Annotated in this window: 17 protein-coding genes and 1 other RNA gene; 11 read left to right on the plus strand and 7 right to left on the minus strand. The window is 45.8% G+C overall.

Annotation, left to right across the window (positions count from 1 at the left end):
- The 5 genes from AC438_RS11725 (at nt 1) to murB (ending at nt 4,073) form a co-directional block, all read left to right on the plus strand.
- Nucleotides 1-426, plus strand: a complete 426-nt coding sequence (locus AC438_RS11725) for an ExbD/TolR family protein (protein WP_053981451.1) — start codon at nt 1-3, stop codon at nt 424-426.
- Between the two features lie 117 nt (nt 427-543).
- Nucleotides 544-1,599 (plus strand): tetraacyldisaccharide 4'-kinase, encoded by a 1,056-nt coding sequence (gene lpxK, locus AC438_RS11730; RefSeq protein WP_053981452.1) that lies wholly within the window; start codon nt 544-546, stop codon nt 1,597-1,599.
- Between the two features lie 7 nt (nt 1,600-1,606).
- Nucleotides 1,607-2,374: a 3-deoxy-manno-octulosonate cytidylyltransferase gene (kdsB, locus tag AC438_RS11735; RefSeq protein ID WP_053981468.1), complete on the plus strand. Its 768-nt coding sequence runs from the start codon at nt 1,607-1,609 to the stop codon at nt 2,372-2,374.
- 124 nt (nt 2,375-2,498) lie between these two features.
- Nucleotides 2,499-2,975, plus strand: a complete 477-nt coding sequence (locus AC438_RS11740; protein WP_053981453.1) for a low molecular weight protein-tyrosine-phosphatase — start codon at nt 2,499-2,501, stop codon at nt 2,973-2,975.
- A gap of 51 nt (nt 2,976-3,026) precedes the next feature.
- Complete coding sequence (murB, locus tag AC438_RS11745; RefSeq protein WP_053981454.1) at nt 3,027-4,073, plus strand: UDP-N-acetylmuramate dehydrogenase; 1,047 nt, start codon at nt 3,027-3,029, stop codon at nt 4,071-4,073.
- A 6-nt stretch (nt 4,074-4,079) separates the two neighbouring features.
- Here the strand turns inward: murB and AC438_RS11750 are convergent, their stop codons facing one another.
- The 4 genes from AC438_RS11750 to AC438_RS11770 all read right to left on the minus strand — a co-directional run bounded on the left by AC438_RS11750 (nt 4,080) and on the right by AC438_RS11770 (nt 8,174).
- A complete protein-coding gene (locus tag AC438_RS11750) occupies nt 4,080-4,808 on the minus strand; it encodes a P-loop NTPase family protein (protein ID WP_053981455.1) in 729 nt (242 codons plus the stop codon).
- A 58-nt stretch (nt 4,809-4,866) separates the two neighbouring features.
- Nucleotides 4,867-5,151: a GIY-YIG nuclease family protein gene (locus AC438_RS11755; protein WP_053981456.1), complete on the minus strand. Its 285-nt coding sequence runs from the start codon at nt 5,149-5,151 to the stop codon at nt 4,867-4,869.
- Nucleotides 5,135-6,769 carry a GGDEF domain-containing protein gene (locus AC438_RS11760; protein ID WP_162230731.1) on the minus strand — a complete coding sequence of 545 codons (1,635 nt, stop codon included), beginning with the start codon at nt 6,767-6,769 and terminating at the stop codon, nt 5,135-5,137. The genes AC438_RS11755 and AC438_RS11760 overlap by 17 nt, the downstream gene beginning before the upstream one ends.
- A 640-nt stretch (nt 6,770-7,409) precedes the next feature.
- The gene (locus AC438_RS11770) at nt 7,410-8,174 is read right to left on the minus strand and encodes a ComF family protein (RefSeq protein ID WP_053981459.1); all 765 of its coding nucleotides are present in this window, start codon (nt 8,172-8,174) and stop codon (nt 7,410-7,412) included.
- 226 nt (nt 8,175-8,400) lie between these two features.
- Here AC438_RS11770 and bioB point away from each other — a divergent pair, with 226 nt between their 5' ends.
- The 4 genes from bioB to bioD all read left to right on the plus strand — a co-directional run bounded on the left by bioB (nt 8,401) and on the right by bioD (nt 13,172).
- Nucleotides 8,401-9,465: a biotin synthase BioB gene (bioB, locus tag AC438_RS11775; RefSeq protein ID WP_053981460.1), complete on the plus strand. Its 1,065-nt coding sequence runs from the start codon at nt 8,401-8,403 to the stop codon at nt 9,463-9,465.
- 23 nt (nt 9,466-9,488) lie between these two features.
- Nucleotides 9,489-10,727 (plus strand): 8-amino-7-oxononanoate synthase, encoded by a 1,239-nt coding sequence (gene bioF / locus AC438_RS11780; RefSeq protein ID WP_053981461.1) that lies wholly within the window; start codon nt 9,489-9,491, stop codon nt 10,725-10,727.
- Nucleotides 10,720-12,291, plus strand: coding sequence for a malonyl-ACP O-methyltransferase BioC (gene bioC, locus AC438_RS11785; protein WP_053981462.1), 1,572 nt, complete (start codon nt 10,720-10,722; stop codon nt 12,289-12,291). The genes bioF and bioC overlap by 8 nt, the downstream gene beginning before the upstream one ends.
- A 182-nt stretch (nt 12,292-12,473) precedes the next feature.
- Complete coding sequence (gene bioD / locus AC438_RS11790) at nt 12,474-13,172, plus strand: dethiobiotin synthase (protein ID WP_053981463.1); 699 nt, start codon at nt 12,474-12,476, stop codon at nt 13,170-13,172.
- Nucleotides 13,173-13,226: 54 nt separating this feature from the next.
- On the opposite strand, the gene AC438_RS11795 is transcribed toward bioD, so the two are convergent.
- Nucleotides 13,227-14,708 (minus strand): OmpA family protein, encoded by a 1,482-nt coding sequence (locus AC438_RS11795; protein WP_162230732.1) that lies wholly within the window; start codon nt 14,706-14,708, stop codon nt 13,227-13,229.
- Nucleotides 14,709-15,679: 971 nt separating this feature from the next.
- Between AC438_RS11795 and AC438_RS16835 the strand changes: the two genes are divergently transcribed.
- The gene (locus AC438_RS16835) at nt 15,680-15,823 is read left to right on the plus strand and encodes a hypothetical protein (RefSeq protein WP_156312583.1); all 144 of its coding nucleotides are present in this window, start codon (nt 15,680-15,682) and stop codon (nt 15,821-15,823) included.
- Between the two features lie 174 nt (nt 15,824-15,997).
- Here the strand turns inward: AC438_RS16835 and AC438_RS11800 are convergent, their stop codons facing one another.
- Together AC438_RS11800 and ssrS are read right to left on the minus strand one after the other, a co-directional pair.
- Nucleotides 15,998-16,600 carry a 5-formyltetrahydrofolate cyclo-ligase gene (locus AC438_RS11800; protein ID WP_053981465.1) on the minus strand — a complete coding sequence of 201 codons (603 nt, stop codon included), beginning with the start codon at nt 16,598-16,600 and terminating at the stop codon, nt 15,998-16,000.
- Nucleotides 16,601-16,650: 50 nt separating this feature from the next.
- Nucleotides 16,651-16,809: non-coding RNA, 6S RNA (ssrS, locus tag AC438_RS16620), on the minus strand.
- A 351-nt stretch (nt 16,810-17,160) separates the two neighbouring features.
- On the opposite strand from ssrS, the gene AC438_RS11805 reads away from it, so the two are divergent.
- Nucleotides 17,161-20,250: an insulinase family protein gene (locus AC438_RS11805; RefSeq protein WP_162230733.1), complete on the plus strand. Its 3,090-nt coding sequence runs from the start codon at nt 17,161-17,163 to the stop codon at nt 20,248-20,250.
- Nucleotides 20,251-20,516 lie beyond the last annotated feature (266 nt).

The following is a 20,516-nucleotide window of genomic DNA, read 5'->3' on the forward strand; positions in this document are numbered from 1 at the left end:
ATGCAATTTAGAAGGCAAACCAATCATCAAGAAGAGATCAACTTAACACCGCTGATTGATGTGGTGTTTTTGTTACTGATCTTTTTTATGGTATCGACGACTTTTACCAAAGAAACTCACCTAAAGCTCGACCTCCCTCAAGCTGAGGGCGAACCTCTACCTGAACTTGTCGACAAAATTGAGGTGCTCATTGATGCGCAAGGTGGTTACTCAATTAATGGTAAACCCTTGGTGAATTCAAAATTAAATACTTTGATGGCGGGACTCGAAGCCGTTGGTACCGGTTTGCAAAAAGATAAAGTTCCTTTTGTGATTACCGCCGATGCCAATGTGAGCTATCAGGCTGTTGTCACCGCTATGGATGTTGCAGGGCGCGTAGGTTTTGTGAATATCACAATGACAACCAAAAGACCCGAAGGGGAGTAATTGGACCAATTGTCGGCTATGAGCACCTAAAAATAACCGCTAATACGCCACTTTATGTGGCGTATTTTTTTGGGCCCAGCATTCTGTCAACAACGAATCCACGTTAGGTTTTATACAGTGAGTAGATTGCAAAAAATTCAACACTCGGTCGAACGTCAATGGTATAGCAAACCCACATGGCTCTATGCTTTAGCGCCATTGAGCGGTGTATTTTTAGGCGTGAGTCGGCTACGTAAAAAGTACCAGCAACACAAGGCTTACAAGGCTGCTTGTCCTGTGATCGTTGTGGGTAATATTGCAGTTGGGGGTACCGGTAAAACGCCGGTCATTATTGCGCTAGCTAAAGCCTTAAAAGACGCCGGCTTTATGCCGGGCATTGTCTCACGCGGTTATGGTGCGAGTATGACTACTGATGGCCTAGTTCATGCGCTGCCTTTTGGCGCAGATGCACATACTTACGGTGATGAGCCTGTATTAATTGCTCAAAAAAGCGATTGCCCTGTGTGGATCGCCACTGATCGTGTGGCGGCAGTAAAAGCGGCTGAATATGCCGGCTGTAATGTGATATTGGCTGATGATGGCCTGCAGCATTATAAAATGGGGCGTAGTTTTGAGTTGGTTGTACAAGATGCTAACCGCGGTACGGGCAACGGTTGGTGCTTGCCTGTCGGCCCTTTGCGTGAGCTACCTGAGCGCTTAAACTCAGTGGATTATGTACTAAATAACAGCTCTGAGCAGAGCGAGTTAGCATCGAGCAACAACGCTTTCTCTTTAAAACCCGCTGGCTGGGTGAATGTAAAAACGGGTTTATGCCAAGCATTAACGGCATTGCCTTGGCGAGGCGAAACAGGCACTAAGCAGCGTGTGTTAGCGGTGGCCGGCATTGGTAATCCTGCACGTTTTTTTAAGACTCTACAACGCTTAGAGGTTTTTTTCAAACCGCAGAGCTTCCCTGACCACCATGCTTTTAGTGCGCAAGACTTTGCCCTCGCCAATGGTTTGCCCGTTGTTATGACTGCAAAAGATGCCATTAAGTGCCAGCACTTTGCTGAAGAAAATTGGTGGTACCTCAGTGTTGAAGCCGATTTGCCGCAAGATTTATTGCATCGTATCATTCAGCATTGTGAGATGTTTGAATCTACCAAGCCGGTCATTGTTACGCCTCAAAAGTGAGAATTTTATGAGTTTCATCGTTGTTATTCCGGCGCGTTATGCGTCAACACGTCTAGAAGGTAAACCCTTAATGACATTTGCCGGTTTGCCTATGATTGAGCACGTATACCGTGCTGCGTGTCAAAGTGAGGCTAGCCAAGTACTCGTTGCTACCGATGATCAGCGCATTGAAGCCGCGGTTAAGGCTTTTGGCGGTAATGTATGTATGACCCGTAACGACCATGATTCCGGTACCGACCGTTTGCAAGAAGTGGCCGCTATACATCAGTGGTCATCAGATCAAATTATAGTGAATGTTCAAGGGGATGAGCCGTTAATACCGCCTGCAGTGATCAACCAAGTTGCGAATAATTTAGCCGCAAATAAGTCAGCAAGCGCCTCAACATTAAGCTGGCCTATTCATGATACTCAGCAGTTATTTGACCCTAACGCGGTGAAAGTGGTGGTCGATAACAATGGATTAGCCTTGTATTTCTCGCGTGCGCCTATGCCTTGGGTGCGCGATTCATACAGCCTTTTGGGAGAGGTGAAGCCGCCCAGTGCTATTGTCAGCGGTGCTATGCGCCATATTGGTATTTATGGGTATCGTGTGGGTTTACTGCACCAATTTATTGAGTGGCCTATGGCGCAGCTTGAAGTCATGGAAAAGCTAGAGCAGCTACGTATTTTGGCGAATGGGCAGCGTATTCATGTAGCGAAAGCTTGCCGGGAAGTACCAGCCGGTGTCGATACACAAGAAGATGTTGAGCGCGTAAAGGCACTACTTGGGGCTTAATATCATTTTGGGGTTTAATGTCATTTGCGCAAAGGCTTAATTCCATTTTAGCCCTTAGTTCCATTACAGCGCTTAGTTCCATTCCAGTCCCTAGTTCCACTCCTGCCATAGTAAAGAGGTTATGATGAAATCACAAAAAGTCTTATTTGTGTGTTTGGGCAATATTTGTCGCTCACCAACTGCGCACGGTGTTTTTGAGCAGTTAATTGCGCGGCGTGCTTTAGGGCAGCGTATTGTGGTTGATTCTGCGGGTACCGCAAATTGGCACTCCGGTAAAGCACCTGATAGCCGCAGTATACAAGCAGCGCATAAGCGCGGTTACGCATTAAATCATTTACGTGCCCGCCAAGTTATAGTACAAGACTTTGATGAGTTTGATGTGATTTTGGCCATGGACAATAGCAACTTAGAAGACTTACGTGAACTATGCCCAAGCCATTTTACGGGACATTTGGGGTTGTTTTTAGATTTTGCCAAAGACCGTGAAACTGAAGTTCCCGACCCTTACCATGGTGGTGAAGAGGGTTTTGAGCGTGTATTAGATTTAGTCGAAGATGCCAGTGAGGGCTTACTGGCGTTTCTGATGGATAAAAAATCGTGATCAGTAGCGTGATGAGTCAATACGCAGTCTTTGAACTAATGTAATAATTGTATGTTGCTTTCTCACTTTAAACACCAGTTTGATATTAGTCATTTAAATACGATGGGCATGCCGTGTCGCGCGGAGCATTTTATTGCTGCCAATAACGAGACTGAGCTTGAAAGCGCCATTAAGACGGCCCAACAGCATCATTTGGCCCTCCATATTTTAGGTGGCGGCAGTAATGTGTTGTGTCCGCCTTATATTCACGGTCTGGTATTGGTACCTGCCTTAAAGGGCATTGAGGTAAAAAGCGAGGTAGGAAAGGCTGGCGCTCATGAGGTTTTAGTGACTGTCAATGCCGGTGAAAATTGGCATAAATTAGTCATTTGGAGCTTAGCCAATGGCTATTTTGGACTAGAAAACTTAGCGCTAATTCCAGGGTGTGTAGGCGCAGCGCCTATCCAAAATATTGGTGCGTATGGGGTTGAGTTGGCAGATGTACTGGATACAGTTAAGTGGTTAGATTGCAATACGGGCCTCTACCATACTTTTAGTGCGGCGCAATGTGAGCTAGCTTATCGAGACAGCATTTTTAAACGGACACTCAAAGGCCGAGCGGTGATTACGCAAATCACTCTTCGCCTGAGTACACAGGCTTGCCCTATAATCCACTACAAGCCTTTAGCTGATCACTTTAAGTCAAAGCCTGTGAGCGCACAGTTAATATTTGAAGAGGTGTGTAAACAGCGCAACAGCAAGCTGCCGAATCCTCAACAAATACCCAATAGTGGTAGCTTTTTTAAAAACCCCATTATTGATGCTCGTACGTTTGAGCAGTTAAGCGCTTTGGCTCGTGATAAATGGGCTTGCGAAGTTCCGCATTATTTACAACCTGACGGTACTATTAAAATTCCCGCCGCTTGGCTGATTGATAAAGCGGAGCTAAAAGGTGCTGATATCGAAGGTTTAAAAGTACATGACAGGCAAGCTTTGGTATTAACCAATCCTAACAAGAAGCCTTTAAATGCCGTATTAGATGCCAGTGATTTTATTACCAGTACCATACGGCAACGCTTTGGGATTACCCTTGAAAGGGAGCCTCAAATATTGGGCTAGCCTTATTTATTCGGTTGTAAATACCGTGCTGCTTGCAATATCAGTATTATGGTTGAGTACGCTATCGAGCGCTTGATAAATCGTCTTAAGCCAGACTTTTACGCGGTGGCGTTCGGTAAGTGTCATAATGTTGATATTGTTTGCAGCCGCCCAAAAGCTACTGTTATTAAAGTCAACTTTTTGGGTGAGTCGCGCATGCAGTGCAGGCAATTCAATGATGTGAGCCCCGAGTTTTATCGCGTTTTCACAAATGGCAGATTCTTCAAAGCATTCAAAGTGTTCGCCACGACCTAAATTTTTAACCACTACTAACTGTAAGCTACTTTGGGTTAAGGTATTGAGTAGCGTATGGAGCAGGCGAGCAGAGTCGGCGCCGTCATCCATGACATGCCACATAAAAACATCAAAGCCTAGGCTATCAAAAATCCCAAAAACATCACTGTCTTCGACCCATTTATGTAAATGGCGGGCTGTTTGTGCCGCAAGATCTACAATAATATTAGCGCTGGGATTTTGCTCGGCAGCCGTAATAATATTGTCTAAGCTGTCGTAATCATCGACAAAAATAGGGCGAGTAAAGTCACTATAAAAGCGTGAAAAAGTGTTGTGTGAGCGGTCTGTATCAAAGCCAATAAAAGTTTTTTTACTATCAATAATATACTGCGCCAATAGTCGTGAGGTGAGTGATTTACCAACACCGCCTTTTTCACCACCAATAAAATGTATTCGCCCCATAATATTCTCAATTATTTGTTAAATGATTAGGTTGTGGCTTAATGTATGAGATGCCACTTTAATATGTGATTAAGCGCTCTTTTTCTTTTTTACTCAAGCGTTTAAGTGCGTACTCCTGTTTGTAGGCGGCTACTTTACTATTGCACAATACGTAATGTACAAGGTGTACCGGCCTGCGTGCACGGGTATATTTTGCGGCTTTTTTATTACAATAATTATGCTCTAGCACACGGCGTTTTACATCGGTAGTAACGCCGCAATATAGAGAGTTATCGTGGCAGCGCACAAGGTAAACATACCAGTGTGCTGGCTTATCAGTGAGGTTATTATTGATGTCGGTCATTTTGAGTATCGATAATTATGATGCGATCTTTACCCTCTTGCTTGGCTTGGTAAAGTGCTTTGTCAGCATCGGTTATAGCACGTTGAATGTTGCGCGGTCGGCATAAGCATACGCCAATACTGCACGTAGCATACAGTTTGTTATGGCCTGCAACCATAGGTTTGGCTTTTATAATAGTCCGTATACGGTCGGCGAGTAATTGTGCTTGTTCGGCATTAATATGTGTTGCAATGACAGCAAACTCTTCACCACCAATACGGAATAACTTATCTGTTGTACGCAGGCAGTGTTGTGTTGTGTAGCTAAAGGTTTGCAGCACTCTATCACCTGTCGGATGTCCATAGGTGTCATTAATACTTTTAAAATTATCAATGTCGATAATTAATACGGCAATTAAATCTTCTATTTTGCGTTGAGTGCGTGTGACTTTTTGGCAGTATTCATTAAATGCTACACGACTGCCGGCTCCTGTGAGCTCATCAATTTTAATTTGTTGTTGTAGGTTGGATATGATGTTGGCGTTGTCACTATTATTGCGTAGCACGGCAACTAAATGCGAAGCGCCTTTTGCCTGACGTTTACTTAAATTAAGCGATACGGGTATTTTATCGCCTAAGCGATTAGTAATGGTGACGTTAATCGGGCGGTTACGCGTAAGTGATAAACGCGATGAACGAAAAAAACGCTGAAATAAACGCTCAAAGCGCAGGTAGTGCTCACTAGGCACAAGGGTGCCAAAGTTACTGTGTTGTAAAGCGCTTTGCTCCCAGCCAAATAAACGTGCGGCCCCTTTGTTTGCATGTAAGACATCCAGTCTATTGTTGAGCAATAAAATAGCATCGGGTGAAAGCTCTAACACTTCGCCGATATGTTGTTGTAAATCATCATTTCTTTGTTGCTCGCGCAGAAGTTTTTTAAGCCAAGTTGATTGTACGATGGCATTGTTAGCCAGTACGGCAGCAATAATTAAGGTCGAGAGCAAACAGAATATAGCCGCGCCAAAACCGGCCCGTAAATAGCCAAAATCTACCGCTAAAGCCAAGCCCGAGCCAATGCTGAGCGGGATAACCAGTACCAAAGTAAATAATCGTTGGAAGTTCTTGGCATAGTGACTTTTGCTAGTGATTAAGCCTGCTGCACCCTTGCCGTATGTTTGGCTGACAAGCGCGTAAAATAGTAAAAGGTACCCCAGCGCAGTGGGCACGGGTAATACCCATTTGGCATAATTGTTATACATTGCACTAGGGTCAAAAATATAGCTAAATAATGTTAGAAGTGGAATCAGGGTGTAGAGCGTGAGTGCACTATCGTATAAGTGGATATGGGTACGAGTGAGTGTTCGGTTATTCAGTGTTAAAAAGCATATCAGTGCAAGGCACAAACTATTTAAAATGGCTGCGCTAGGCAAAATCGTAAAGTAAGGCGATGGGCCTACGCTATGCAGTAAAAAACTAATAGGAATACTGGCTAATGTTAACCAAATACATAAGTGACTCAAATTTATATGGTTGTTTTTTTTAAACCCAAGCGCTGTCGATAGCGCAATAAAAGCAATACTACTGCTAAGACTCATAGGTGGGCTAAAAGGAAACAGGGTGATAGCCTCTTGCCCGCTCATAACCATGCCGAGTAAGTGACTTGCTCCGAGCATAAATACAAGTGTGGTTGATATTATTGGCATAGAGTTAAATTGTCGAGGCTGTTATCGGCGGTGCACTCAAAAGGGTGTCTTTGGTTTGAGTATTTGATTGCATAAATAACTACGGCTTTGCCTATGAAAGGTACACAATCTAAAACATTCAGTACTTTTTTTGAGTTTATAAAGGGAGTCTTTCGCTTTTATTCAGGCATAAGCGGCAAGGCTATCACGTCGAATATAAATTATCAGCTCATTTATAGCATGGGTGAGAGCATGTGGCGCGCGAATGATTTAGCTGTCGTCAACGTTTTGGTTGTGATTGAACTACTTGAAAAGCAACCTTTAATGTATCCACTCTTTTAGGTGATAAGGCTGTTTCCAAGTGCGTACCTCAAAGCGCATATTTATCAGCAAAGTAATGATTCAGAGATAGCGAACTGGGTAGCTCATTAAGGATTAACCAAGTCCCATAAGCCATCTGAATTCCCGCAAAATAATCGACTAGTACTCTACTAGGTGAGTGTTTTTAGCGCTACCAAATACTGCTCAACTGCTCAACTGCTCAACTGCTCAACTGCTCAACTGCTCAACTGCTCAACTGCATCATTGCAATAATGTGTTAATGCATCGGTGTACGTGCAATGGCCCACACTTCAACACTGCGAGCGCCGGCCTGCAGTAGGGTTTGACTGGCCGCGATAGCCGTTGCGCAGCTGGTAATAACATCGTCGACTAAAACAACATGCTGCCCTTCGCATAATGAGTTTTTGCTACTGTGGTCGGCGGTAAAAAACATACCGGTTAAATTACGTAGACGCTCGGCGCGATTGAGGCTTTTTTGTGCCGTGTGTAGGTGGCTGCGCAACAAGTAGGCGTAGGGTAAACGAGTCGTGCGGGCTAAGTACTGTGCAATATAACTCGCTGGCGTGTAGCCCCGTGACATAATAGGCTTCTTGTGGCTGGGGACAGGAACAATCAGAGTATTGGTTTGGTGTTGAACCCGCTCAATTGTTGCGTTGTTATGATGAAGCCAGTGTTGGCATAAATGCTGACCAATAGCCCATGCATTTTGATGCTTAAAAGCATGAATTAAGTAACTTACAGGGTTTTGATAGCTGAGTGAGCAATAGCTGGCAATATAGGGCTTAGGGTTTTTGAGGCAATCCCCGCAGCTTGCGTTGTTGTCGAGTGCTATTGCACAGATAGGGCAACCTTTTGGGATGACGGGTAATGCTTGGTGGCAGTTATTACACAGCGCCCAATATCGTTGACAGGCCGTGCCACACAGATAGCACCGTGGCATAAGCGCTAGGCTGTGAAGCGTATTATCGACTAATGAGTCCAATAAGGGGGTGATGAGGGGCTTAAGTGTGGAGTGCAGCATAATTAGTAAACTTAAATCCTTCTCAAAAGTTGACAGCGTCTGCAAGCCAATTACTATGGCAGCATTATTTCGGATGCTTGAGGTGGCTTTGCTATCTCAGTAAGCCGTTCATGCGTGCTTAGTACTACTTTGATACTTGTTGTCTGCGATATTTGTTGTCTGCGATATTTATTGTTTGGTACTAATTTAGTAGCTCCATTTGTTTGATCTTTTTGAGACTTTACCCATGTCAGAGACTGCTCATTTACTCCGCCACGACTGGAACCGCGAAGAAGTGGTTGCTTTGTTTAATTTGCCATTTAACGATCTAATCTTTCAAGCGCACACTATCCATCGCCGCTTTTTTAACCCCAACCAAGTTCAGGTTAGTACGCTTTGTTCAATTAAAACGGGCTCCTGCCCTGAAGATTGCGCCTACTGTCCGCAAGCCTCACGCTATAACACGGGGCTCGAGCGTGAAAAGCTGATGGCTGTGCAAAAAGTGGTCGATGAAGCAAAGCAAGCCAAGGCAAAAGGCGCCACACGCTTTTGCATGGGCGCAGCGTGGCGTTCACCCAACGGTCGCGATATGGATATCGTCACCGACATGGTTAAAGAGGTGAAATCGCTAGGCTTAGAAACTTGTATGACACTCGGCATGATTGATAAGAATCAAGCCAAGCAGCTCGCCGATGCAGGCCTAGATTATTACAATCACAATCTCGATACCTCGCCAGAATATTACGGCTGTATTATTACGACTCGTAACTATCAAGACCGCCTTAACACCTTAGCCAATGTGCGAGAGGCGGGCATGAAAGTATGCTGCGGCGGCATTGTGGGTATGGGCGAAGAGCAAAAAGATCGCGCGGGTTTATTAGTTGAGCTCGCCAATTTAGAAGATCATCCGGAGTCAGTCCCTATTAACATGTTGGTGAAGGTCGCGGGTACGCCGTTAGAGAACGAAGAGGATTTAGACCCTTTTGAGTTTATTCGTACCATTGCTGTGGCGCGCATCATGATGGCCGCTTCACATGTACGTTTATCGGCGGGGCGTGAAACCATGAACGATCAAATGCAAGCGCTGGCCTTTTTTGCTGGTGCTAACTCTATTTTTTATGGCGAAAAACTCTTAACCACAGCCAACCCCGAAGCGCACTCTGATCGACAGTTATTTACTCGCTTAGGCATAGAACCAGAAGCTTTTGTTGATAATAAAAGCGCCGATCAAAAAGTTACGCCTGCCGTGCAAACTTTTGAGCCAAAAACACAGAATACGCCAGCTAACGCGGCTTTTTTTGAAGTGAGTTAATTGCCCTTGTGAGCAGTGAAAGCGTGAATTTTGAACAACACCTGCAAAGCCGGCTGGCGCAGCAAAAGGCCGCTAACTGGTATCGCCAGCGCAACACGATTGCCCATCAGACATCTTTGGGGCAGCAGTTAGTGGATCATACGATGCCGGTGGTTAATTTTTGTAGTAATGACTATCTCGGTTTAAGTGTGCATCCCAAAGTCAAAGCTGCTGCGGGTCAAGCATTGCATGAATTTGGTGTAGGCAGTGGTGCCTCGCATTTAGTCAGTGGTCACAGTCATTACCATCATACACTCGAGCAAGCACTGGCTCAAATGACCGGTCGTGCTCGAGCCTTGTTATTGTCGACCGGCTATATGGCTAACGTCGGCCTTATTACGGCGCTAGCGGGTAAAACGCAGCATATTTTATGCGATAAGCTTAACCACGCATCCATTATTGATGCGTGTCAGCTGGCGGCGGCTAAAAACGGCGTTAAGCAGTTTATCCGCTATCGCCATTGCGATTTAGCGCACTTAGAGCAGCTGCTGCAAAAGGCGCCACCGCATTCATTGGTGGTCAGTGATGGCGTTTTTAGCATGGATGGCAATTGCGCGCCTTTAGGCTCTATTGCTGCACTATGCCAAAAGTATCATGCTGTTTTTGTGGTTGATGACGCCCATGGCTTTGGTTGTCTGGGCGATCAAGGTGCAGGCAGTGTGCAAGCGGCAGGCTTAACCGAGCGCGATGTTCCTGTGTATATGGGAACGCTTGGCAAAGCAGTGGGCGGCTTTGGCGCTTTTATTGCGGGTAGCGAGGCGCTGATTGAAACGCTGATACAGTTTGCGCGGCCGTATATTTATACCACGGCATTGCCACCTGCTGTTGCGGCAGCAAACTTGCAAAGCCTACAGCTTATTGCGCACAGTAAAACGTTAAGGGCGGCACTTAACAGTAATATTGCGATTTTTACGACTCGGATTGCCGCGCATTGCCAGCACAGCGCGCATTGGCAGCAGGTGACGTTACTGCCCTCACAAACAGCGATTCAGCCGATTATTTTAGGCTGTGAAAAAACAACAATGTCTGTAGCGCAATCGTTGATGGATGCGGGTTTTTGGGTGGGAGCGATACGCCCGCCGACCGTACCTAAAGGAACAGCGCGTTTGCGTATTACGTTAAGCGCCAGTCATAGTGCCAGTCAAATAGAGGCGCTGATTGCTGCGCTTGATCATGCGTTAGTCCAAACGATGACCCCTCCTGCGAGCCATAACGATGAATAGTACGCGCAGGTTACAAACGGCCAAAAAAGGTGAGCCGATACTGGTTTGTATTCATGGTTGGGCGGCCAATGCACAAGTCTGGTCGGCGCTGGTCAACCATGTGAATATGGGCGTGTTCACGGTCGATTTACCCGGCTTTGGTGATGAGTGCGCCAGTGTGCCCTCGTGTGATGATTTTGTTGCACATTTAGTGACTGAGCTTAAAGCGCTGAATGTTCCGATACACCAAACCTATTTAGTGGGGTGGTCTTTGGGTGGGCAGGTGGCGGCATTGCTCGCCCAGCAACTTGCAGCCCAAGGGTTGAGCATTGCGGGGTTGGTAACCATCGCCAGTAACCCTTGCTTTGTGGCACAAAGCGATTGGCCCAGCGCTATGCCAGAAGCCGATTTTATACAGTTTCAGCAGCACTTTGCGACACAACCGGCATTGACACTGAAGCGATTTGTAACGCTACAGGCGACTGGCGGCCAAAATGTGCGCGAACTCCGAGCCGCGCAACGCGCTTTACTACCAAGTGCACCCTTATTGGGTTCGCATCAGCATACGCTTTGGTGCCATACCCTAGAATGGTTACAGCAAGATACGCGCGATATTCTTAAGCACTTAAAACCGCCGCAATTGCACGTATTGGCGCAACATGATGCGCTGGTACCTGCACAAACACCGCTAGGGCAATTTGGCGAAGCACTTACCCTTGCGCACAGTAGCCATTGCTTACCCTTAGAGGCGCCTCAAAAAATAGCGCGCGCGATTACTATTTTTATCAAAACACATCAGCAGCAAGCGCTCAATAAACGCAAAGTTGCCGAGGCCTTTAGTGTGGCTGCAAGCCGTTATGATGCGTTTGCCCGAGTACAAAAAACAGTGGCCAAACAAGTGCTTAAGCAATTGCCTTGTGCAACGGATGCTGTGGTTTTAGATATTGGCTGCGGCACGGGTGCTTTAACGCAAGGGGTGTTTAACGATTGGCAGCCAGCACATGTCTTAGCGGTTGATATCGCGCAGGGCATGTTGCGCTTTGCTCGCTCGCGTAGCCGCTGTGAGGCGGTGCGTTATATTGCGGCCGATGCCGAAAGCCTCCCTATTGCCAGCCAGAGTATTGATGGCATTATGAGCAGCTTGGCAATACAGTGGTGTGAAATGCCTGCGGTATTAATGCATGAGCTTTATCGTGTACTCAAGCCCGGCGGATGGGCCGTTATTGCCACGCTGGGGCCTGGAACACTGGCTGAGCTTAAAACCGCTTGGCAGGCTGTTGATGAATGCGTGCATGTGAACGCGTTTACTAGCCGCGCGTTGTTAGAGCAAGCGTGCTTAGATGCGGGCTTTGCGACAACCTTAACTCAGCAAACCGCGGTGTGTGATTACCCAAGCTTAATGCCTTTACTCAAAGAGCTTAAGGCGATTGGTGCGCACAATAGTCATACGAACGCGCCGGCGGGCTTGATGACGCGCGCGCGCTTACAGCAGTTAGAGCAAAACTACCCAATAAAAGAAGGTCAAAAAGCGCCTATTGTGGCTAGCTACGATGTTTTTTATTTAGTCTTATATAAGCCTGGTTAGCGTATTTTGATCACGGCTTATAATGAATTTTAGATATTATTATGCACTGTTAATCTCTCTGCACCCATCAGGACTCTACTGAGGCCAATGAGTGAGCTTAGCAAGATGGATGGGCTTAGCAAGATAGTATTGTTGAGCAATATGAGTAATGCAGTATCGCTCCTCTTATTTGTGAGAAACCCATGGCAAAACCTTTGTTTATTACGGGCACCGATACCGATGCCGGTAAAACCCTTATTGCTTGCGCATTATTAAAGGCGCTGGCGTTAGCCGGTAAAACAACCTGTGCTTTAAAGCCGGTGGCTGCCGGTTGTGAACCTACCGAGCAAGGCTTAACCAATCGTGATGCGCTTTTGCTGCAAGCGTGCGCCACCACGGCATTGCCTTATAGCCAAGTCAACCCGATTGCCTTGCTTGAAGCTTGTGCGCCACATATTGCTGCCGCGCTTGAAGGGCGCCGTTTGCAAGTAACGCGTATCGAGGGGGTTTGCCGAGGTGTGCTGATGCAAAAATCAGACGTGTGCATCATTGAAGGCGCCGGAGGCTGGCGTGTACCATTAAATGAGCGTGAGCGCTTAAGTGATTTGGCTAAAAACTTAAATAGCCCTGTGGTTTTGGTTGTGGGTATGCGCTTGGGGTGCTTGAACCATGCGCTGCTCACCGCTGAGGCGGTGTTACGCGATGGCTTACCTCTGGCGGGTTGGGTGGCCAATGTACTCGATAGCGATATGCCGCACTTAGAAGATAATATTAATACATTGAAATCTTTGCTCCCTGCGCCTTGCCTAGGGGTAGTGCCCTTTATACGCGAGGGCACTGAGCATGACAAAATCGACGAGGCCGCGAAGGCTTTAGATATTAGCGCGCTGCCTGTTATGTAGCGTGCCGCTGCCCTCCTTTACTGGTGGGTGGTGAGAGCAGAGCAAGTATTAATATTACAGTGGTGGACGCAAAACAAAATCAATACGGCGATTGCGTGTGCGACCTTCTTGGGTTTCGTTGTTGGCAATAGGGTGGGTTTCACCGTAGCCAATGGCTTCTATCGTTTTTGCGCTATCAATATTTGCACGCAAGTAGGCTTTGACCGATTCGGCCCGCGCAAACGATAAATTGAGGTTGGCGCTATTGCTGCCAAACGAGTCTGTGTGGCCTTCAATAAGTAGGGTGTAGCGAGGGTAGAGGGCAATAGCGGTTTTGAGCTTTTGCAGCAGTGCAAAGTTTTGGCTGTTAATTTGAGCGCTGCCGGGGCTAAAGGTTAAGCCTACGGCTCTAATTAAAATATTGCGCCCTTCGGTTAAGACACTGGCTTCGTCGCGGTTGAATAAATCGTTGAGCTTTCTGAGGCTTTCTTTTTGCGCTTCTTGCTCGGCTACGCGTTGAGATTGTATGCCCATACGCTGCTCTAAACTGGCCATTTCATTTTCTAGTCTTGCAAGCTCTTTACGCCGCTCACCTAATTCATAAGCATCAGCGCGTAAGCTTTCGATATTAGAGACTAAATCATCCGCGACTGTGTCAAAACCTTCATCAAAGCTAGCGATCATATCGAGTGCATTAGAAATACTGATTAAGGGCGCCTCTAGCTTGAGTAAAAATTCTTCGGGGGTGATTGTACTGCGATCGAGTGCTTTGACTAATTCACTCAGCGCTAAGGCATGCTTTGCTTCATAGCGCGCTTGTTTGGCAAGAGTGCGAGGGTAATCAATGTCGTAGCGGTTTTCGGTCAGTTCTTTTTCCGCTAGGGCAAGAAGCTCTTCGGCTTTTTGCAGTGTTTTTGGGGTGTAACGATAGACTTTTTCGTCATTGGCCTTGTTAATTAACTGGCGAGCATCCTGTAAATAACTGGCCTTAATCGCAGTGAGCTCGGCGGTGCGATAGTGCTGTTCGGCATCGCTTGATAAGCGCTTGGCGCGTTTTAAATTACCGCCTTCTAGGCGTGTGGCCGCCTCTAATAATGCTTTTTCGGCTTCTCGCCATATATCACCGGCCAAGCGCTGCGCATCCACGCTTTTGGCGTCACTGCGTGCTTTGAGTGGTGCAGTAAGCGTGAGCTGGGCCAATTCGGCATGTTTAGACGCTTGATTGAGCGCTACTTGTGCGTTGGCGAGCTCTTTTTGTATTTTACTGAGTGCTCTTTGCTTGGCAAATAGTACCTCGGCGCGTTGAAAGTATTTTGAGCCTTCGCTATAACCTTTTGGCGCAAGAATATTGGCATTGGCTGAGTTGGCGGCAGCTAAGGCTAATTTTGCCTCGCGAAAGAGCGTGTTTTTATCGCTACTGGCAAAACAAATGAAGCTGGTAAAACACAGCGTTATGGCCAGTACAGCGTGTAATAAACGTAAGTGATGTAAAGGAGCGCAGTACACAACAGCGTGACCTTTATTTCCTATCCAATGGTATATCATTATGTACGTCATCAAAGTATGTCTCCTCATAGTATGCGTCACAGTGTGTCCTTAAAAGTTTGCTTGAAGTATTGAAAGCACCAATGCATGGGTTTATCTCGAGTGTCAAAATATGTCCATCTTCGCGTATTGATCTGAAGGGGTGAGCGATTTTGTCATGCTCTTTGGCGCTTAACTCTACAGTAAACGCAGCGGCCTCTCAAATAAAGACTGTGTTAAATATTGATGTTTCACGGGCAGTGATTGTTGTAAAAGGTTAATGAAGGTCTCAAGCACCCAATTGGGGTAAAAAAACACTGACTTCATGAGATAGTTATATTGACTTGAACTAAGTCAATAGTGGTAAGCGTCATGCGGTATAAAAATGACGTTTTTTTTCGCTTGACTCCTAACGCATTGTGACAAATAGGTGACACTAATGTGGCTACTTTCCACAAAACCTGTGGATAACATGGTGGATAGCATGCACCTATCGGCGTGAAACCCCCGTAATACCAATGCTCTCAGCGTATTGCTTAAAAAACAACCTACATTGATAATGCCATATAAATCAGTGATTTATGCTTTTATTTATGCATCAGCATGACAAGGCAGTAGAAGTGGTTGACTTTTTTAGTGCGACCTTAAAGTAAATAGACAATGTGTATAACCTTGGGTATTTGGCGTATCTTTTAGCGTCAAAATAGCTGAATTGCCGTGTTGGTAAATTGACGTTTTAACGGCGTTATCAATCAAAGGTTGTTAAAAATGGGATGAAGTTAATGATTTAGTTTAGTTATTTATGATGGGGTTATCTAAAGTGTGGCGCGGTATCATATAAAATGGCCTTTAACGATTTAGATATTTTTTGTGCCACGAGAGACTATTAAGTGCACAATAAGTGAGTTAAAGTAGATCCGCTTTTATGCTTGTCTTTGTTGTGGCTAGCGATCAAAAGCGCTTCTTGTTTTATTAAGTGTATATTTATCTGGCTTGTATTCACTATGCGTGTAGATGTGTTAACCGTTGCAATCACTATTTTTGTGCTGGGCTTATTACTCAGCAGCTTAGGCTTGTCGAGTGTATTTGATGAGCCTGAGGCTCCGCCTGCACCACACCAACGTGGCTTTACAGTGACGCATAAATAGTTTTACCTTGCTTCTAATTCCTAAATCACTGATATAGATATAATTTATCGTGGTTTTCATAGCGGCTATGAAGCTTGTGTAGGCAGTAAACACTTATGCATACGTAAACTTTATTGGCAGTGCGCGGCGTTGATGCCGCTGATAGTTGATGCCACTGATAAGAACAAAAGAGCATTAATGCTTTTGTGCGGTTAAGACGCCGTTATCGGTGAATACGCCATCGAGTGTTATATCCCAAGGTGCTGGCACGATAGGGTGTTGCTGTAGGTAATGACCCACACCCCAAATGCGTTTTTTACGCGTTCTGCAAATACGGCTCAGTGCGCGATCATAAAACCCTCCCCCCATGCCAATTCTATGGCCTTGTCGATCAAAGGCGACAAGCGGGCATAAAATCAAATCCATCTTATCCAGTGCCATCAGGCGTACTTTTTGTGGCTCGAGTAGGCCAAATCGTCGAGTAACAAGCTTACTGTGTGGCATAAATAAGCTAAATCGCATAATCAGCTTTGTTGCTTCTGCGCGATCAATGGCAGGCCTTTTTTGAATAACGGGTAAGTAACAGGCTTTCCCTTGCTTGTGAGCCAGTTTTATCAATGGCGCTAGGCTAATTTCACCCTCAGAAGCAATATAAGCGCTGATGCAATTGGCTCGGCGAAAGCTCGGGTGACGACTAATATGTATGCAGAGCTGCTGAGCGGCAAGGCGCTGCTGAGCGTAAGAAAGTGCTTGGCGTTGTTGGCGGATAAGCGCGCGCGTAGCGCAAGCATTAGGCATGGGCAGCCTGTAGTGGGCTAAGAAATATTGAGAGGAATGCGTCTGTAAAAACGAGAGCAACTGAAGGATCTTGCCTTGAACCCGACGGTTCAAGTGGGAGAACACTGATACCCATTAGGCTTTCCGTCAAGCGGACATGCACACAAGATAAGCTAGCGAGCTCCTGGATTAAGTTTATCGGCTCAGGGAATCACCCTCAGCGGCTCTCACGTAAATTGTAACACCCAAAGCGCTGGCGCTGAAAACATTTTTTTCATAAGTCGTTAAATGTTTTTGATGCGCATATTTTTAGCACAAAGAGCTATATAGGCGATGTGTGAGTTATATAGGCAATGTGTGAGCTATATAGTCAGTGTGTGAGCTATATAGTCAGTGTGTGCTCAAAAGCAGCCCGTAAACGCGTAAATTTTGGTGTATGACATTAACAACTTTACACGTCTGACTTTATCCCGTGTAGTATCTCTCACTGAGAACTCCTGAGGGCAGATTATGTCCTACGATGTTCAATATTTAGATTCTTTAGTCAATACATTGAGGCGACAATGCACATAGCAAAATTTATGAGAGCAACACGACTGAAACTCGGAGCGCTAAAAATAAGGCGCTCGGCTACTTTTTTTGTATTGTTGGTTGGGCTTTTAAATGAGGCTAGTGCTCAAAGTGCGATGGATAACGTGAGCGTAAAGCCCTCGTTGGATACCCCTGTACAATCCGTACAGCCAGAGCTAAGTCCTAACGATACGCGTCAGGTTGAATATTTTGTATTACCTAATAACCTACCGGTTTTATTAATCAGTGATGCCAATGCCGATAAAGCTTCTGCTGCGCTAGATGTTAATGTGGGTAGCGGAGAAGATCCTTTAGAGCGTGCAGGGCTCGCCCATTTTTTAGAGCATATGTTGTTTTTGGGTACCCAAAAATACCCTGATGCAAAAGAATATCAAGCCTTTATCCAGCAGCATGGCGGCACTCACAATGCCTTTACTAGCCTTGAACACACGAATTATTTTTTTGATATTAAAGCCGACCAACTAGCCGGTGGCCTAGATCGCTTTGCGCAGTTTTTTATTGCTCCTTTATTTAATGAAGAATATGTCGAGCGTGAACGCAACGCTGTGCATTCAGAGTTTAGGGCAAAATACAGTACTGAATATCGTCGACAAGAAGATGTGTTAAGGCAATTAGTGCTTAAAGGCCATCCGTTATCGCGCTTTAGAACCGGCAATTTAGACTCTCTACATAATAAAGATGGCGAATTGCGCAAGGCGTTGGTTGACTTTTACCAGCAGTATTATGCTGCTAGCAATATGCGTTTAGTGGTGTCTGGTCGGCAGTCTATTGCACAATTAAAGGCGTTGGTGACACCGCTGTTTAGTCAAATTAAAGACTTTGATGTGCTTCACCCGCCTGAGTCTGCGCAACTCTATCCAGAAGACTTTTTGCCTGCCTCTGTCAGTATTGTGCCAAATACCGAGGTGCGATCGGTGACTTATCGCTTTGCGCTCCCTAAAAACACAGCGTGGATGAAAAAACCACTGAGTTACTTAGGCTTTTTGTTAGGGCACGAAGGTGAGGGCAGTTTACTGTGGTTACTGCAACAGCAAGGCTGGGCATCTGGGCTCTCGGCGGGTACTAGTGGCGGCTGGCGCACAGGTGATATTTTTGCTATCAGCATGAGCTTAACACCTGAAGGCCTAAAAAATATTGCTCAAATCGACACGCTGGTCTTTGAGACCATTGATGATGTTTTGAAGCAAGGTATTGATCAGTGGCGCTTTGATGAATTAAAAAATTTAGGTGAAATCGATTTCCGCTTTAAAGAGCGCAGTGACGTTATGACAGAGGTGAGTCATTTAGCCGGTAAAATGCATACGATTGATAGTACCTTGCTATTTAGTGTGGATTATCGATGGGGTGAGTTTGATGAGAAACTGATCAAATACTTGGGAGGGTATTTGGCGCGAGAGAATGTTTTGCGTATTGTCACCGCGCCCGAAGTGGCGGCAGGGGTGCAGCCAACGGCCCAAGCAGCGGCTCATGCGCAACGTAAACGTCACACCGGTGATGAGCTGAGCCAAACACCTTTGTATCAAGTTCCCTATAAAGTAGAATCGCATTACCAGCCAGCCACGCACAAGGTGGCTAAAGCGCTACGCTCACAGCGCGCTTTACCTAAAAAGAATACCTTTGTACCAAAAAGTTTACAGCTCACTAAGCATCATGATGCACTGCCTGTACAAACGATACAGCAAGCGCGTTTTAATGCGTGGCATGCGTCTAATACTGACTTTAAAGTCCCTAAAGCTATTATGCGTGTTCGCTTAAAGTCAGCTTGGGTTGAGCAAAGCGCGCGCCATGGGGCGCTGGCTGCGCTATTGGCTGATGTTGTTCGAGCGGATTTAAATCCTGTGACTTATCCAGCGGCGATGGCAGGTGCTAATTTTGGTGTGAGTGCGACAGCGCGAGGGCTAGACTTTAGTTTAAGTGGTTACAGTGATAGCTTAGATGAGTTGTTAGATTACACCCTTAAACGTTTAAAGTTATTCAGTAAAGGGCGGGCAAAGCTGACCGAAACCGACGCAGTATTAACCATCAAAAACCAGCTAGAGCGCCATTATCGCAATCAACTGAAAGCGACGCCTTATCGTCAAATTATGGGGCACTTGGCCGCAGCGATTTACGCCCCTTATTGGCCGTCACAGCAAATAGCCGAAGAATTGACGACAATTACACCTGAAGAACTGATTAGTTTTACCAAAGCACTCTTTAAGCAAAGCGAGGTTACGCTGCTCACCACGGGTAATTTAGAGCAAAAGCAAGCCGAGAAAATGGCTAAGCAGGTGAAGAAAGTTTTGGTTAAAGGGCGTAACTTTGAGCCTAAAACGCAGGCTAAAGTTGTAACTATTCAAGGTATGCAGGCGATTAATATTCGCGCTGATCACAAAGATAATGCCCTAATGGTGTATAAGCAAGGCGCTAATAACTCGTTACTTGAGCAGGCACAATTGAGCATGCTGGCCCAAACGTTAAGTGCGCCATTTTATTATCAATTACGTACGCAGCAGCAACTGGGTTACATTGTGTTTGGCAGTTATTACCCTGTGCGTCAAATGCCGGGTATTGTATTTTTAGTGCAATCGCCAGAGACGAGCGTAGCAAAAATCAAAGAGTCTATTGATGCTTTTTTAGCGGAATATACCCCCGACTTCGCAACGCAATTTCATGTGCATCAGTTAGCAATTGTGAGCCAATTAAGTGAGGAGCCTAAAAACTTAAGTCAGCTAACCAGTGAATACTGGCAGAGCATTAACAATGACGACCCGCAGTTTAATCGCAAGGCCAAGCTGATTAAAACAGTCGAGTCGTTGGAGCCTGAGGCTTTTGCAAAATGGTACCAACGTTTTATGGCCAGCGAACAAGGTTTATTATTGTATTCAGTGAATCATCAGCGCGCGAAAAAAAGCGCGGTATTACAGGGAGATAATGGCCCTATTCACCTCTCAAGTCAGGCGCCGTTAAACGAGTCAAAGCCAGTATCGGGCAAGACAATACAGGCCAAAAAACAACCAAGCGAAGCGTTTGAGACCCTAAACCATATTACAGACTATTCAGCTTTTAAAGCCAAAAGTACGACAGTTACGTACCCTTAACGTCTCTGTAGACCGCTAAAACCCTAGGTTTTGGCGGTTTTTGTTAGTCTTGGTGCCTCTGTTTTGCTTTGTCTGCGTAAGCGGCTTAGCTAGAAATGTGAATTTGATCTGTGTAGAATCGTGTCGCCTTAATCCGTAGCTCATGGGTGTTAAGGTGGTTTTGTGGTTATATTAGCGGGCACATTGGCCTATTACCCTCCTGGCACCAGAGCTACTCCACCGACGTAAAGTTGGTGGCTTTCGAGTTTGTATCGTATGCATTTGTA

The sequence above is a fragment of the Marinagarivorans algicola genome, from assembly GCF_001292705.1.
GTDB lineage: Bacteria > Pseudomonadota > Gammaproteobacteria > Pseudomonadales > Cellvibrionaceae > Marinagarivorans > Marinagarivorans algicola.